General features: G+C 64.0%; 14 protein-coding genes and 1 pseudogene. 7 read left to right on the top strand and 8 right to left on the bottom strand.

Annotated features, from left to right (window positions below):
* Positions 1 to 25: 25 nt before the first annotated feature.
* Genes E6P07_RS10020 through glyQ form a run of 4 tightly spaced genes read right to left on the bottom strand, consistent with a single transcriptional unit; the run spans position 26 to position 4,325 of the window.
* On the bottom strand, positions 26 to 733 hold the full coding sequence (locus tag E6P07_RS10020) for a lysophospholipid acyltransferase family protein (protein WP_153975477.1): 708 nt from the start codon (positions 731 to 733) through the stop codon (positions 26 to 28).
* Complete coding sequence (gmhB, locus tag E6P07_RS10025) at positions 730 to 1,302, bottom strand: D-glycero-beta-D-manno-heptose 1,7-bisphosphate 7-phosphatase (protein ID WP_153975478.1); 573 nt, start codon at positions 1,300 to 1,302, stop codon at positions 730 to 732. Before gmhB ends, E6P07_RS10020 begins: the two co-directional genes overlap by 4 nt.
* Positions 1,303 to 1,323: 21 nt before the next feature.
* Positions 1,324 to 3,399: a glycine--tRNA ligase subunit beta gene (glyS, locus tag E6P07_RS10030; protein ID WP_153975479.1), complete on the bottom strand. Its 2,076-nt coding sequence runs from the start codon at positions 3,397 to 3,399 to the stop codon at positions 1,324 to 1,326.
* A 20-nt stretch (positions 3,400 to 3,419) separates the two neighbouring features.
* Positions 3,420 to 4,325, bottom strand: a complete 906-nt coding sequence (glyQ, locus tag E6P07_RS10035; RefSeq protein WP_153975480.1) for a glycine--tRNA ligase subunit alpha — start codon at positions 4,323 to 4,325, stop codon at positions 3,420 to 3,422.
* Between the two features lie 187 nt (positions 4,326 to 4,512).
* Between glyQ and E6P07_RS10040 the strand changes: the two genes are divergently transcribed.
* A complete protein-coding gene (locus E6P07_RS10040; protein ID WP_153975481.1) occupies positions 4,513 to 5,667 on the top strand; it encodes a cation diffusion facilitator family transporter in 1,155 nt (384 codons plus the stop codon).
* Positions 5,668 to 5,742: 75 nt separating this feature from the next.
* On the opposite strand, the pseudogene E6P07_RS10045 reads toward E6P07_RS10040, so the two are convergent.
* A pseudogene (locus tag E6P07_RS10045) lies at positions 5,743 to 5,838 on the bottom strand (IS200/IS605 family transposase); the annotation flags it as partial.
* 5 nt (positions 5,839 to 5,843) lie between these two features.
* Between E6P07_RS10045 and E6P07_RS10050 the strand changes: the two are divergent.
* The 6 genes from E6P07_RS10050 (at position 5,844) to E6P07_RS10075 (ending at position 12,723) form a co-directional block, all read left to right on the top strand.
* Entirely contained in the window at positions 5,844 to 7,064 is a 1,221-nt protein-coding gene (locus E6P07_RS10050; protein ID WP_153975482.1) for an RNA-guided endonuclease InsQ/TnpB family protein, read from the top strand.
* 595 nt (positions 7,065 to 7,659) lie between these two features.
* Entirely contained in the window at positions 7,660 to 9,063 is a 1,404-nt protein-coding gene (gene glnA, locus E6P07_RS10055) for a glutamate--ammonia ligase (protein ID WP_153975483.1), read from the top strand.
* 59 nt (positions 9,064 to 9,122) lie between these two features.
* The gene (locus E6P07_RS10060) at positions 9,123 to 9,632 is read left to right on the top strand and encodes a DUF4124 domain-containing protein (protein WP_153975484.1); all 510 of its coding nucleotides are present in this window, start codon (positions 9,123 to 9,125) and stop codon (positions 9,630 to 9,632) included.
* A 133-nt stretch (positions 9,633 to 9,765) separates the two neighbouring features.
* Positions 9,766 to 10,848 (top strand): nitrogen regulation protein NR(II), encoded by a 1,083-nt coding sequence (gene glnL / locus E6P07_RS10065; protein ID WP_153975485.1) that lies wholly within the window; start codon positions 9,766 to 9,768, stop codon positions 10,846 to 10,848.
* On the top strand, positions 10,841 to 12,274 hold the full coding sequence (ntrC, locus tag E6P07_RS10070; RefSeq protein ID WP_153975486.1) for a nitrogen regulation protein NR(I): 1,434 nt from the start codon (positions 10,841 to 10,843) through the stop codon (positions 12,272 to 12,274). The genes glnL and ntrC overlap by 8 nt, the downstream gene beginning before the upstream one ends.
* Before the next feature lie 38 nt (positions 12,275 to 12,312).
* A complete protein-coding gene (locus E6P07_RS10075; RefSeq protein WP_153975487.1) occupies positions 12,313 to 12,723 on the top strand; it encodes a hypothetical protein in 411 nt (136 codons plus the stop codon).
* A gap of 40 nt (positions 12,724 to 12,763) precedes the next feature.
* On the opposite strand, the gene argB is transcribed toward E6P07_RS10075, so the two are convergent.
* The 3 genes from argB to coaBC form a co-directional block, all read right to left on the bottom strand.
* Positions 12,764 to 13,660 (bottom strand): acetylglutamate kinase, encoded by an 897-nt coding sequence (gene argB, locus E6P07_RS10080; RefSeq protein WP_153975488.1) that lies wholly within the window; start codon positions 13,658 to 13,660, stop codon positions 12,764 to 12,766.
* A 177-nt stretch (positions 13,661 to 13,837) separates the two neighbouring features.
* Positions 13,838 to 14,296 carry a dUTP diphosphatase gene (gene dut, locus E6P07_RS10085; RefSeq protein WP_153975489.1) on the bottom strand — a complete coding sequence of 153 codons (459 nt, stop codon included), beginning with the start codon at positions 14,294 to 14,296 and terminating at the stop codon, positions 13,838 to 13,840.
* Entirely contained in the window at positions 14,280 to 15,491 is a 1,212-nt protein-coding gene (coaBC, locus tag E6P07_RS10090) for a bifunctional phosphopantothenoylcysteine decarboxylase/phosphopantothenate--cysteine ligase CoaBC (protein ID WP_153975490.1), read from the bottom strand. Before coaBC ends, dut begins: the two co-directional genes overlap by 17 nt.
* Positions 15,492 to 15,547: the final 56 nt, after the last annotated feature.

Consider the following 15,547-nt stretch of genomic DNA (forward strand, 5'->3'; position numbering starts at 1 on the left):
GGAAACTGTCTCAGCGAGCTCGGCACTAGAGTCCCGTGATGGTCTGCTCGATCCAGTGCTCGACCTCGGCATTGATCTCGGTGGCCTTGCGACCCTGGGTCTGGATGGTCGGTCCGATCACCAGCTCGATGGTTCCGGGGCGCTTGATCAGACTCCGGCGTCCCCAGAAGAGGCCAGCATTATGCGCGATCGGGACCACGGGTCGCCCCGTGCGCTCGGCGAGCAGGGCGCCGCCGATGTTGTAACTGCCCTGGGTTCCGGGGGCGACCCGCGTGCCCTCGGGGAAGATGATCACCCAGTATCCATGCTCCAGCAGCGCGCTCCCCTCGCGGATGAGGCGTGTGATCTCACGGCGCCCAGCGGCTCGATCGATCGCGATGTGACTCAGCCGCTTGAGTGCCTGGCCGAAGATGGGGATGCGGATCAGCTCCTGCTTGAGTACCCAGGATTGTTCCAGCGGCAGCAAGGCTCGAAGCGCGAGGATCTCCCAGGCGGACTGGTGTTTGCAGAGCACGATGGCGTTTTCCGTGGGCAGATGCTCCAGACCGCGCACACGATGGTCCAGGCCGCAGAGTCGCTTCAACACCCTGAGATTGAATCTGGCCCAGGAGCGGGCGAAACGCGCGCCAGTCGTGTCCGGTGTGCATCCACCCAACACCAGGATCAGCACCGAATAGATCAGACTCGATCCGATCAGGATCGATTGAAACAGCAGCGAACGCAGCAAGATCATAGCAGGTCCGGATTTTCAATGAGCGCGCTGGCGGCGGCGTTGAGGTCGGGATAGATCAGGATGTCGCACAGTGCCGCGTCCTGGCCCTGTTCATGCAGGCATTCCAGGGTGTGCTCACCCTTACCGGTACGTACCAGCCAGGGCCGGGCACCGGCGGCGCGCGCGGCCTGGATGTCGCCGAGCGAATCACCGATGAAGGGTACCGCACTCAGGTCGACATCAAAGCGCGCAGCGATCTCCAGAAGCAGACCCGGACGCGGCTTGCGACAGTTGCAGCCGTCATTTGGCCCATGCGGACAGAAGGCGATCATCTCGATGCGCCCGCCCTCGGACTCAACGCGATCGCGCAATCGCCGATGGATGGCATTGAGCGTTTCAAGTCCGAACAGTCCGCGCGCCAATCCGGATTGATTGGTAGCGACCGCGATCCGAAAGCCCGCATGTGACAGACGGGCAATGGCCTCCAGACTACCGGGAATCGGTACCCACTCATCCGGCGACTTGATGTAATCGTCGGAGTCCTGGTTGATGACGCCGTCGCGATCGAGGATGAGGAGTTGAGCCGTCATGTTAAGACTGAACCCTGAACTTCACTGGAGCCGCGCGATGTCGGCCACGCGCAGGAACAAGGCCGACAACGATCGCAGCAATTGGAGCCGGTTGCGCCGTATGGCCGGGTCTTCGGCCATCACCATGACCGCGTCGAAAAAGGCGTCCACCTCCTCGCGCAGTTCGGCCAGTGTCTCAAGGATGGCGACATAATCGCGCGCCTCGGCCAGCGGCTCGACCCGGGTTTCCAGCTCGGCGATCCGTTCGGCCAGCCGTTGTTCGGGGACCTCGACCAGCAACGCCGGGTTAGGGCCGGCCTCGGCCAGATCCGACGGATCGGCCTTGAGCAAGATGTTGCGGATGCGCTTGTTGGCAGTCGCTAGGGCCTCGGCGGCGGGCAGACGGCGAAACTGAGTCACGGCTGCGATACGCCGGTCTAGGTCCCAGGGGTTGGTCACGCCCGTGTGGATGACAGACTCGACCGTATCGACCGCCACTACGCGCTCGCTGTAATAGCCGCGCAGGCGCTCCAGCGTGTAGCTCAGGACCGCCTCGACCGTGTCCCCGGCCAGGAGTCCATCCGGGAAGCCGGCGGCAGCGCGTTCGAGCAGGTCGCGCAGATCCAGGTCCAAGGGGGTCTCGATCAGGATCCGCAACACGGCGATCGCGGCCCGGCGCAGGGCATAGGGGTCCTTGGTACCGCTCGGACGCAGCCCGATACCGAAGATGCCGACCAGGGTGTCGAGACGGTCGGCGAGCGCCAGTGCCCGGCCGCAGGGACTGGTCGGCAGGGTGTCGCCGGCGAAGCGCGGGCGGTATTGCTCCTCGATCGCCGCGCTGACACAGGGGTCCTCGCCCGAGCGCTCGGCATAGTAACGCCCCATGATGCCCTGGAGCCTGGGGAACTCGAATACCATCGCCGTCATCAGGTCGCATTTGGACAGCGCGGCGGCGCGCTCGACCAGCGCCGGATCGACACCAAGTCTCGGGGCCAGATCTCGGCCCAAGCGAGCGACCCGCGCGCACTTGGCCGCCTGGGTACCGAGCCTGTCCTGGAACACCACGGTCTCCAATCGGGGTGCGAAGGACGCTAGCGGCTGCTTGAGATCCTGCGACCAGAAGAAGGCGGCATCCGAGAAGCGTGGGCGGATGACGCGCTCGTTGCCGGCGCGGACCTGATCCGGGTTGCGGCTTTCGATATTGGCCACGACGATGAAGTGCGCCTGAAGCCTCCCCTGCTCATCCTCGACCGGGAAATATTTCTGATGGCTCTGCATGGTCTCGATCAGCACCTCGGGCGGGATCTCCAGGAAGCGCGCATCGAACCGGCACAGCAGGGCCTGGGGCCACTCGACCAGGGCCGTGACCTCATCGAGCAGCGCCGGGTCGATCCGCGCCCGCAGTCCGTTGGCGGCGGCCAGACTCGTGACCTGCGCGCGGATACGCTCGCGCCGACGCTCGAAGGACGGCTCGACCCGGCCCTGTTCGCGCAGGGTCATGGCATAGTCGCACGCCCGGCCGATGGCGATGGGGGCAGGGTGATGGAAGCGGTGGCCGCGGGTACGGGTCTCGGCAGGCAGACCCATGACGGTGCCAGCGACGGGTTCGCTGCCGAGCAGCAGACAGACCCAGTGCACTGGGCGCACGAACTCCTCGCTGCGATCGCTCCAGCGCATCCGCTTGGGGATCGGAAGACCAGCGAGCGCGGCCTCGGTCATCTCAGGCACCAGCTCGGCTGTCTCGCGACCAGGGATGAGGCGGCGATGGACCATCCAGCCTCCCTTATCGGTCTCCTCGCGCCCGAGCCCCTCGACCTCAACCCCACAGGAACGCGCAAAGCCGAGCAGCGCCGGGGTCGGACGGCCCTCGGCGTCGAAGGCGGCCTGGACCGCCGGACCTCGGCGTACGCTCTCCTGATCGGGCTGGCGGGTCTGGATGCCCCGGATCAACAGGGCCAGACGGCGCGGCGTGGCAAAGGGTTCGATCGATTCGAAGCCGATCCCGTTGGTCTTGAGCTGGTCGCGCAGGCCCTCGGTGAAGGCGTGCGACAGGATGGGCAGGGCGAGCGGCGGGAGCTCCTCGGTCCCGATCTCGATGAGCAGATCAGTCGTCGACATCTCCAAAGATCCTCTCCCACTCAAGCGTGCAGCATGGGGAAGCCGAGCGCCTCCCGTTTGTCGTAATAGGCCTGGGCAACCGCGCGCGCCAAGGTGCGCACCCGCAGGATGAAGCGCTGACGCTCGGTGACCGAGATCGCCCCGCGTGCGTCGAGCAGGTTAAAGGTGTGCGAGGCCTTGAGCACCTGCTCATAGGCCGGAAGCGGCAGAGCGCGCGCAATCAGCTCCGCGCTCAGGCGCTCATGGGTGTCGAACTGCGCAAAGAGTGTGGCGGTATCGGCCAGCTCGAAGTTGTAGGCCGACTGCTCGACCTCGTTTTGATGATAGATATCGCCATAGGTGACCACACCGCCCGGTGAGCAGCTCCAGACCAGGTCATAGACGCTCTCGACCTCCTGGAGATACATGGCGATGCGCTCCAGCCCGTAGGTGATCTCGCCGGTCACAGGCCGGCAGTCGAGTCCGCCGACCTGCTGAAAATACGTAAACTGGGTGACCTCCATCCCATTGAGCCAGACCTCCCAGCCCAGACCCCAGGCCCCGAGCGTGGGCGATTCCCAGTTGTCCTCGACGAAACGGATGTCATGCACCAGGGGGTCGATTCCTAGACGGCGCAGTGAGTTCAGGTACAGCTCCTGGATGTCGAGCGGTGAGGGCTTGAGCACCACCTGGAACTGATAGTAGTGCTGGAGCCGGTTAGGGTTCTCGCCATAGCGTCCGTCGGTCGGACGGCGCGAGGGCTGGACATAGGCACTGCGCCAGGGCTCGGGTCCGATCGATCGCAGAAAGGTGGCCGGATGGAAGGTGCCCGCGCCCACCTCCATGTCAAAGGGCTGGACGACGACACACCCGAGATCGGACCAGTAGCGCTCGAGCGCAAAGATGAGACCCTGGAAGGTCGAGAGATCCTCGGATTCGCGACTCAAAGATAGACTCCTGTGAGACCAGTTCTACAAAGTCGCACAGTATAGGCGGTCGCTGGCCGATATGCCCGACGCGATCGGCACGCGCGGTCGCGTCCGTCCGCCGAGGGCGCCTGTAGGGACATTGGACACCGGGGGCATATACTTGCGCCTCCGAAGCCAACCGTCATCGATCAGGATGTCTAGTCTCATGAACATCCCCTCAGCTGCCATGCTCGAACGCCGTCAAGCGATCTCGCGCACCTCGATCGTCGGCGCCGTTCTCAATCTCATCCTGTCGGCGGTCAAGATCCTTGTCGGGATCCTGGGCCACTCACAGGCCCTGGTGGCCGATGGCATCCATTCGCTCTCGGACCTGCTCTCGGACCTATTGGTCTATGTCGCCGGGCATCATGCCAGTCAGCAGCCAGACCAGGATCACCCCTACGGCCATGCCCGTTATGAGACCGTCGCGACCTTGGCCCTGGGGATTTTGCTGTTGCTGGTCGCCGTCGGCATCGGCTGGGATGCAATCCAAAGACTGTTCAAGCCGGAGTCTCTGTTACAACCCGGCGCCCTGGCGCTCGGTGCCACCCTGCTCTCGATCGGCCTCAAGGAGTGGCTCTACTGGTGGACGCTCGGCCATGCGAGGCGGGTCAACTCGGATCTGTTGCGCGCCAATGCCTGGCATCATCGCAGTGACGCCATCTCATCGATCGTGGTCCTGATCGGCATCATCGGGACCATGGCCGGTTTGACCTATCTGGATGCCATCGCCGCCATCATCGTTGCGCTGATGATCGCCCACATTGCCTGGGGGTTGGGCTGGGGCGCGGTCCACGAGCTGGTGGACACGGGTCTGGAATCCGAGCGCATCGAGACCGTGGCGCAGACCATCTGCTCGGTCGGCGGCGTGCGCGATATCCACATGTTGCGAACGCGCCGGCTCGGTGGCCAGGTCTCGGCGGACGTCCATGTACTGGTCGATCCGGATATCAGCGTCTCCGAGGGGCACATGATCAGCGTCCTGGTCGAGCAGCGCCTCAAGCGCGAGATCTCGGACATAGTCGATGTGACCGTCCATATCGATCCCGAGGACGATGCAGACAATCGGGATGTCACACCCCTCCCACTGCGCGCCGAGGCCCTGGCACGACTTGCCTCATGTTGGTCAGGGATCCCGGCCGCCAATGAGCGCGAGCGTGTCCTGTTGCATTATCTCGGCGGACGCATCGAGGTCGAGGTCTTCTTTCCGCTCCTAGCCTGTCGGCGTGCTGGGGCTGACCCCGAGCGACTGGGCGCTGAATTGACGGCAGCGCTCAAAGAAGACCCGGCGTTTGGCAGGGTCCGCGTATATTTCGGATGACCCGGTGCGCGACAAGCCCCGCCGTTCAGGGCGGGGAAAGAGCGCGGACGGCGGAGCCGTCCTTGCCTTTCGGTTTCAGTGTGGTGTCTGCTGCTGTTCGATGTACTGGCGCACGATGGCGATCGGCGCACCGCCGCAGGATGAGGCGAAGTAAGATGGCGACCCTAATATTGCCTATGCAACGACTTCAAGCCTTCAAGTATGAATTGATGCCCAACGGCCAACAGGCGCGGCAGATGCGCCGATTCGCGGGCGCGAGCCGGTTCGTGTTCAACAAGGCCTTGGCGTTGCAGAAGGAGCGCTACGAGCGTGGCGAGAAGAAGTTCGGCTATGCGGGTTTGTGCAAGCTGCTCACCGAGTGGCGAAATAGCGCAGAGACGGCTTGGCTGGCCGATGCACCGATTCACCCGCTGCAACAGGCGCTCAAGGATTTGGAGCGGGCCTACAGCAACTTCTTCGCCAGGCGGGCCGACTTTCCTCGCTTCAAGAAGAAAGGCCGGCGCGACAGCTTCCGCTACCCCGATCCGAAACAGATCAAGCTCGATCAGGGCAATGGCCGTATCTTTCTGCCCAAGCTGGGCTGGCTGCGCTATCGCAATAGCCGGGAGGTGCTGGGCACGGTGAAAAATGTCACCGTGAGCCAGTCCTGTGGTAAGTGGTTCGTTTCCATTCAGACCGAGCGCGAGGTCGAGCAGCCCATCCCGCACGGCGGCGCGGTCGGCATCGATATGGGTATTGCCCGGTTCGCCACGCTCAGCGATGGCACGTTCTACGCACCCCTCAATAGTTTCAAGCGGTATGAGGTTTCCCTGCGTAAAGCGCAGCAGGCCATGAGCCGCAAGGTGAAGTTCAGCAACAACTGGAAGAAGGCGAAAGCCCGCGTCCAGAAGATTCACTCCCGCATCAGCAACGCCCGCCGCGATTTCCTGCACAAGACCTCAACCGCGATCAGTAAAAACCACGCGATGGTGTGTATCGAGGATTTGCAGGTGCGGAACATGTCCAAGTCGGCGGCAGGCACAGCAGATGCGCCGGGAAGAAACGTTCGGGCCAAGTCCGGCCTGAACAAGGCCATCCTCGACCAAGGCTGGTTCGAGTTCCGCCGCCAGTTGGACTACAAGCTGGCGTGGAACGGTGGCTATCTCATCGTCGTGCCGCCGCAGAACACGAGCCGCACCTGCCCGTGCTGCGGCCATGTATCGGCGGACAACCGCCAGACGCAAGCCCGGTTCGAGTGCGTGGAATGCGGGTTCGAAGAAAACGCCGATGTGGTCGGCGCAATCAATGTACTAAGGGCGGGACACGCCCGGTTCGCCTGTGAAGTGAGCGGTGCAGTAGGGCCGCCAGCAGCAGGAACCCGCCGAAGCGACTCAGGAGCGGCTCAATGCCGCGCCTGAGCGCCGTAGAAATCTCCGGCCTTCTGGCCGGGGAGGATGTCAAGGCCTGGGTTGGGGCCCTGGTCCGCACTCTTTTGGTGCAAAAATGCCTGAATCCGTCTATTTGGGTGCATTTGGTTCGCGCGGCCACCGGGTTGAGCCCAACCCTGGCTGCGGCCAAATGCGTCCCATCAAACCGCTCTCGAACGCCAAGGAACTCGGATTCGATCCCCTCCTCCTCGCGGGCGGGTGAAGGGGTTAGGCTGAGCGGGCGAGTGAAATCAAGCGCTTATTCCACTCACCCGGCCCTTTTCGAGAGGCAGAGGGTGTCTTGTAGCCTTTCCCTTGAACCCTAAGCGCTTCATGACGCGACCCGGGGCATCTAACCAGCACCCGAGGTCAACTGACTTTTTTGGTTTGTTCCTTGCATAATGGCGGCGAGGCCAGGGTAGGCCCGTCTGGTCGGAGGATCGATTCCACCGTCCATCTTCACTCAGAACGACCGAATTCGTGCGACGCGCGCCGCAACCTGCTAGGCTCCCGCGCCAGGTCAGGATCGTATCGCTTTGGCTGGCCAGACTGTTCGTGGATATCCTAAGTAGCGGAGACAATTCGAATGACCGATGTCATCAAGATGATCAAAGAAAACGAAGTGAAATTTGTCGATTTTCGCTTCACCGATACTCGTGGCAAGGAGCAGCACGTCTCCGTGCCGGCCCACATTGTCGATGAGGATTTGCTCAAGGACGGCAAGATGTTCGATGGTTCCTCGATCGCCGGCTGGAAGGGCATCGAGTCCTCCGACATGGTCCTGATGCCCGAGGCCGAGACCGCGGTCATGGACCCCTTCGCCGACGAGGCGACCCTGATCCTCCGCTGCGATGTGCTCGAGCCCGATACCATGCAGGGCTACGAGCGCGATCCCCGCTCGCTGGCCAAGCGCGCCGAGGCCTATCTCAAATCGACCGGCATCGCCGATGCGGCCTTCTTCGGTCCAGAGCCTGAGTTCTTCATCCTCGACGATGTCCGCTGGGGTGCCGACATGAGTGGCGCCTTCTACAAGGTCGATTCCGAAGAGGCCGGCTGGAACTCGGAGCGGGTCTTCCCCGACGGCAACATGGGCCATCGCCCGAGCGTGAAGGGCGGCTATTTCCCGGTACCCCCGGTCGATTCCTTGAACGATATCCGCGCGGCCATGTGTCTGACGCTGGAAGAGATGGGCGTACCGGTCGAGGTCCACCACCACGAGGTCGCTACCGCCGGTCAGTGCGAGATCGGCACCAAGTTCGCCCCCCTGGTCAAGCGCGCCGACTGGACCCAGATCCTCAAATACGTGGTGCAGAACGTCGCCCAGGCCTATGGCAAGACCGCGACCTTCATGCCCAAGCCGCTGGTCGGCGACAACGGGAACGGCATGCACGTCCATCAGTCGCTCTCCAAGGACGGCCAGAACCTGTTTGCCGGCGACAAGTACGGCGGCCTGTCCGATCTGGCGCTCTATTACATCGGCGGCATCATCAAGCATGCGCGCGCGCTCAACGCCATCACCAATGCCTCGACCAATTCTTACAAGCGTCTGGTGCCTGGCTTCGAGGCGCCGGTCATGCTCGCCTACTCGGCGCGCAACCGCTCGGCCTCGATCCGCATTCCGCACGTCTCCAGCCCCAAGGCACGGCGTATCGAGGTGCGCTTCCCGGATGCGACCGGCAACCCCTATCTGGCCTTCTCGGCCATGATGATGGCCGGTCTCGACGGCATCCAGAACAAGATCCATCCGGGCGATGCCCTGGACAAGGATCTCTATGACCTGCCGCCCGAGGAGGCCAAGTCGATCCCGACCGTCTGTCACTCGCTCGACATGGCGCTGGAGGCCCTCGACCGGGATCGCGACTTCCTGACCGCGGGCGGTGTGTTCAGCGATGACCTGATCGACGCCTATATCGATCTCAAGATGAAGGAGGTCACGCGCGTTCGGATGACGACCCATCCGGTCGAGTTCGATATGTACTACAGCCTCTAAATCTCTCCAAATAAGGGGGGCTGTTCGGATCGGCACGCTTGGGCTAATCTTTACGGACCATGCTCAACGCCGCGCCGATCCTAGTCTTGCTATTGTTTTGCGCGCCTTCCAGCGCCGCGGTCTACCGTTGGCTCGATACCGAGGGTAAAGTCTATTATTCCGATCGTCGGGTATCGAACGCCGATCGACTCAATGTGGAATCTGGCAGTGTCACTGAGGCCAAGCCCGCCCAATTGGGTCCAAGCTCGCCCGACGAGCCCTATCTCGGACCCTATACCGCGCTTGAAATCCTCGCCCCAGGCGAGCAGACGACCCTGTCTGAATCCGGTATACCGCTGAGCCTGCGACTCGATCCAGCCCTGATCGAGGGCCACCGTCTGTTGCTGTTGGTCGATGACCAGGCTCTACCGGTCGAGGCGACCCAGACCCAGTTCAGGCTGACGGGGCTCGGTGCCGGGACACACAGGCTTCAGCTCCAGATCCGCGGGGCCGACGATCGGAGCGTCGCCCAGTCCGCCCCCACCACCTTCCGAGTCAGCGAACCCAGGGCGCCTGGTCAACTCCCCTGATCAGTGGGTTCCGTGTTCATGACGGTCATGTGCGCCTGGATCCAAGACTGGTGCCGTATTTGCTTGTCTCGTCAACAACGGTCGCTCCGCCAGAAGTGGTCGGTGCGGCCAATCACGATTCGGGATCCAATGGATGACGACTCATGCGACCAAGCCGACGCTCGAGCGCCGGATCCTCGATCATCTTAGCACGTCCGTGATGCTGTTCGACGCCGAATTGCGTCTTACCTATCTCAATCCGTCCGCCGAGGTTCTGTTTGAGGTCAGTGCGCGTCATCTGCTGGGGGAGCCGGCCGCGCGTCTGCTGCCCTGTCCGGACGCAGACATCGAGGAGCGTCTGAGCAAGGCGTTAGCCTCCGGTCATCCCTTCACCGAGCGCGAGATCAACCTCTTGATCGGCGACGGACGCACCAAAACGGTGAACTACACCGTCCTACCCTTACACCCTGTGGAGGCAGAACAGGAGTTGCTGGTCGAGCTCTATCAGGTCGACCGTCAGCTTCGGATTACGCGCGAGGAACAGCTGCTGTCACAACATCAGGCGACTCGGGCCTTGCTGCGCGGTCTGGCCCATGAGATCAAGAACCCGCTCGGTGGGCTGCGCGGCGCCGCCCAGCTCCTGGAACGCGAACTGCCGGAGGCCGCCTTGCGCGAATACACCCGCATCATCATCGACGAGGCCGACCGCCTCCAGGCGCTGATGGACCGCATGATTGGTCCGCATCACCTGCCGCCGCGCCGCGCGCTGGTGAACATCCATGACGTGCTGGAACATGTGCGAACACTCATCCTGGCCGAGTCGCCCCAAGGCCCATTGGTCCAGCGCGACTATGACCCGAGTCTCCCGGATCTCAACGCCGATCGTGATCGTTTGATCCAGGCGCTGCTCAACCTGGCGCGCAACGCGGCCACCGCCGCCGGTCCGCACGGCTGTCTGCAATTCAAGACGCGGGTATTGCGCCAATTTACCATCGGCAGCCGCCGTCACAAATTGGTGCTCCAGGTGCAGGTCCGGGACAATGGACCGGGCATCCCCGACGAGATCTGCAGCCGCATCTTCTATCCCATGGTCTCAGGCCGCCCGGACGGGACCGGGCTTGGGCTCTCGATCGCCCAGGAGCTCATCCATCAGCATGGCGGCCTGATCGCGTGTGAGAGCCGCCCGGGCGATACCGTCTTTCATGTCTACCTACCCTTGGAGCCGAGCTGTGACTAGGGTGCCGCATGTCTGGGTCATCGACGACGACCGCTCGATTCGCTGGGTGCTCGACCGTGCCCTGCGCAAGGCCGGGATGCAGGTGACCTGCTTCTCCGATGGGGTTGGTATCCTCGAATCGCTCCAGCGCGAGCAGCCCGATGTGATCCTCACCGACATCCGGATGCCGGGGATCGATGGGCTAGAACTGCTGCGTCAGGTAAAGGGCCGCTATCCGGGGCTACCCGTGATCATCATGACTGCGCACTCGGATCTCGACAGCGCGGTCTCGGCCTTCCAGGGCGGGGCGTTCGAATATCTGCCCAAGCCGTTCGATCTCGACGAGGCCGTCGCCCAGGTCAGCCGGGCCTGCCGGCGTGGACGGGAAGAGCGCGTCGAGGAGGTCAGTGTCACGCGCGGACCGGACATCATCGGCGCGGCGCCGGCAATGCAGGACGTCTTTCGCGCCATCGGGCGCCTGGCGCGTTCCAATATCACGGTGCTCATCACGGGCGAATCGGGCACTGGCAAGGAGCTGGTCGCCCAGGCACTGCATCGTCACAGCCCCAGGAGCGAGCGACCCTTCATCGCGCTCAACATGGCGGCCATCCCACGCGATCTGCTGGAATCTGAGCTGTTCGGTCACGAGCGCGGCTCCTTCACCGGCGCCCAGGCACGACGCGAGGGTCGGTTTGAGCAGGCCGATGGCGGCACCCTGTTCCTCGACGAGATCGGCGACATGCCCGCCGAGTTGCAGACCCGGCTGCTGCGGGTGCTGGCCACAGGCGAGTTCTATCGGGTCGGTGGCATGGCGCCGATCAAGGTCGATGTGCGCATCATCGCGGCGACGCATCAGAACCTCGAACACTTGGTGCGCGAGGGGCGCTTTCGCGAGGACCTGTTCCACCGGCTCAACGTCATCCGCCTCCAGCTCCCGGCCCTGCGCGACCGGCGTGAGGACATCCCGTTACTGATGCGTCACTTTCTGGTGCAGGCCGCGCGCGAGCTGGGCGGCGAGCCCAAGGTACTCCTGCCGGACGCGGTCGACCGGCTCCAGCAGCTCGACTGGCCGGGCAATGTGCGACAATTGGAAAACACCGCCCGCTGGCTGACCGTCATGGCCTCCGGCAAGCATATCCATGCCGAAGACCTGCCGACCGAGCTCCAGTCCGATCCGGGTGAGGGGGTCCGCGATCAGCCCTGGGAACAGGGCCTACGCCACTGGGCGCGGCAGCGGCTCAAGGATGGACGCGAGGGGTTACTCGACACGGCCTTGCCCGCCTTCGAGCGCATCCTGATCCAGGTCGCGCTCGAACACACGGGCGGTCGGCGTCAGGACGCCGCCCGGCTCCTGGGGTGGGGACGCAACACCCTGACGCGCAAGCTCAGGGAGCTGGGTCTGGACGCGGAAGAGGCCCCAGACGTTGTCAGTGAGCCAGGTGGGTAAGAGCGCTACCCTGGTTGTCAGAGATAAGGAGGACCGCGTTGGACAGCACCAGTATCGAACTCAAGGGCTCCGAGATCGAGTCGATCGACCATGACGGCGATCGCGTCGAGATCCGCTTTTCACGCGCCTATCTGATCAAGACGATGACGGGCTCGGTCGAACGCACGCGCTGGTGGCAGGCCGGCAGCCTGGTGATCGAGGGGGCCGAGGTCGCCGAACGCCCGCCGCAAGGTCCCTTGGTCTGCGCCGGCGGCGATCTCGACGAGAACGTCTACACCTACCGCGACATGATCCCGATTCCATTCGAGAGTCGTGGTCATATCCGGTGTGCGCTGAGGTTCGAAGGGACCGAGTCGAGGCTCGTCGTCACCGGGAACGCCGCCCGACTGAGGATGCTCGATGTCCCCAAATACATCGAGCATCTGCGCCCAGGGAAGGGTGGGTCCTGAACCCGCCCCTACAACCCTGCCATTGTGCGGTGGGGCCGTGTCAGCGCCCTCGAATCAGGGTACCGACGCCAGTATCCGTGAAGAGATCGAGCATGACGGCGTGCTCCACCCGACCGTCGATGATGTGCGCCGACTTCACGCCCGATTGCACGGCCTCGATGGCACAGCGGATCTTGGGCAGCATGCCCCCCTGGATCACGCCCTCATCGATCAGCGCCTGGACGCGCCCGACATCGAGCTCGGGGATGAGCTGACCCTGGGCATCGAGCAGACCGGCGGTGTTGGTCAGGAGCAAGAGCTTCTCGGCCCGCAGCACCTCGGCTATCTTGCCGGCGACCAGGTCGGCATTGATGTTGTAGGAATGACCATCGGCGCCCACCCCGATCGGGGCAATGACCGGGATGAAGTTGCCCTTGGTCAGCATATGGATGATGGCCGGATCGATGCTCTCGACCTCGCCGACATGGCCTAAGTCGATGATCTCGGGGGCCTGGAGTTCGGGGGCATCGCGCGTGATGAGCAGCTTGCGCGCGCGGATCAGATCGCCGTCCTTGCCGGTCAGGCCCACGGCCGCGCCGCCGTGCCTGTTGATGAAATTGACGATCTCCTTGTTGACCAGGCCGCCGAGGACCATCTCGACCACGTCCATGGTCTCGGCGTCGGTCACGCGCATCCCCTGCACGAACTCGCTCGTCTTGCCGAGCCGGTTCAGCAACGAACCGATCTGCGGCCCACCGCCGTGCACGATCACCGGGTTGATGCCGACGAGCTTCATCAGCACCATGTCGCGGGCGAAGCCCTCCTTCAGCGCCGCATCGACCATGGCGTTGCCGCCGTATTTGATCACCATGGTCTTGCCCTGGAAGCGCTTGATGTAGGGCAGGGCCTCGATCAGGACGTGGGCGATGGTCTGGGCACGTTCGGTTGGCAGTGACATGACGGCGGGACTCGCGATTGGAAAGGATTGACAGGGTGTTCAGGATCAAGCCCCATGCTGGGAGGCAGGGGCGAGCTGCGCGCCTGGCCTGGATGAAAAGGTAAAGTGTATCGGCATAACGGACGTGATGCTCGCCCACGTGTGCCTGGGCGGTTCAGATGGCTCCCTGCTATGGCCTCAGTGCGTACCTGTATGACCGAATCCACCCTCCCCGCGCGCTGAGGTCTCGAACGACCCGACGATCTCCAGATCGGCGTGCAGGATCGGCACTAGGACGAGCTGGGCGATGCGTTCCCCGATCTCGATCCTGAAGGGCTGATTGCTGCGGTTCCAGCACGAGACCATGAGCGGTCCCTGATAGTCCGAGTCGATCAGGCCCACCAGATTGCCGAGCACGATGCCATGACGGTGCCCGAGTCCGGAGCGGGGCAGGATCATCCCGGCGACGCCCGGCGCGGCGATATGCACCGCCAGCCCGGTTGGGATCAGCTCGCAGTGGCCGGGGGCGAGATCCAGCGGTGCGTCCAACATGGCGCGTAGGTCGAGTCCGGCAGAGCCCTCGGTTGCATAGTTAGGGAGCGGAACCTCGCGGCCCAGGCGCGGGTCAAGTAACTTGACTTTAAGACGATGCCGCATGGCGTCCCTGGTAGCGTTCGGCGATCAGCTGGGCCAGCGCGCGCGCGAGCCGGGTCTTGTCCATCAGCGGGAACTCGCGCCGACCGTCGCGCCAGAGCACGGTCAGGGCATTCTCGGGGCGCTCGAACCCACCCTGGTCACCGCCGACCCGATTGGCCGCGATCATGTCCAGTCCCTTCCGCAGGAGCTTGTCGCGCGCGTACGCCTCGACGTGGTCGGTCTCGGCGGCAAAGCCGACGGTGAAGGGCGGTTGGGATAGGGCGGCGACCGCAGCGAGGATGTCGGGGTTGCGGACCAGGTGCAGCGTCAGCGACTCGGCATCCTTCTTGATCTTGGTGGCAGCCGGGGTTTCGGGCCGGTAATCGGCGACCGCCGCGGTCGCCACGAAGATGTGGCAGTCGGCGGCGCGTACCATGACGGCCTCATACATCTCCAAGGCCGTCTCGACCTCAACCTGCTCGGTCACGCGCGGTGCAGCCAGCGCGGTGGGACCAGCGATGAGCGTGACCCGAGCGCCCAGCGCCTCCAGTGCCTCGGCCAGGGCGAATCCCATCCGCCCCGAACTCCGATTGCCCAGAAAACGCACCGGATCGAGCGGCTCGCGCGTCGGCCCGGCAGTCAGCAACACGCGCACGCCGGCTAGTGGGCGCGCCACTGGCGGGAACAGCGCCTCGGCGATCTCCAGCGGCTCCAGCATCCGCCCTGGCCCCTGATCCCCGCACGCCTGATCGCCCACGTCCGGCCCCAGGACACGCACGCCACGCGCGCGCAACGTCTCGAGGTTCGCTTGCGTGGCCGGATGGCGCCACATGGCCTGGTTCATCGCCGGCGCGATGACGAGCGGCGCCTCACAGGCCAGGGCCACCGTCGTCAGCAGATCATTCGCCAGACCCGCTACCAGTCGCGCCATGAGGTCCGCGGTGGCCGGCGCAATCAGCAGACAATCGGCCCAGCGCGCCAGTTCGATGTGCCCCATGCCGGCCTCGGCGGCGGGATCGAGCAGCTTGGTGCGCACCGGATGACCGGACACGGCCTGAAAGGTCAGCGGTGCGACCAAGGCCGTCGCCGCCTCGGTCATGACCACCCGCACATCGGCTCCGCGTTCCTTGAGCCGGCGCACCAGATCGACCGCCTTGTAAGCCGCGATGCCGGCGCCGACGCCCAGCAGCACCCGTGAACCCGGATTCAAATCCATGAGCTTATCGCGTAAGTTGATCGACCATGCCGGCTTTAGTGTAACCGATCCGTCGG

The organism is Thermochromatium tepidum ATCC 43061 (genome assembly GCF_009664085.1).
GTDB lineage: Bacteria > Pseudomonadota > Gammaproteobacteria > Chromatiales > Chromatiaceae > Thermochromatium > Thermochromatium tepidum.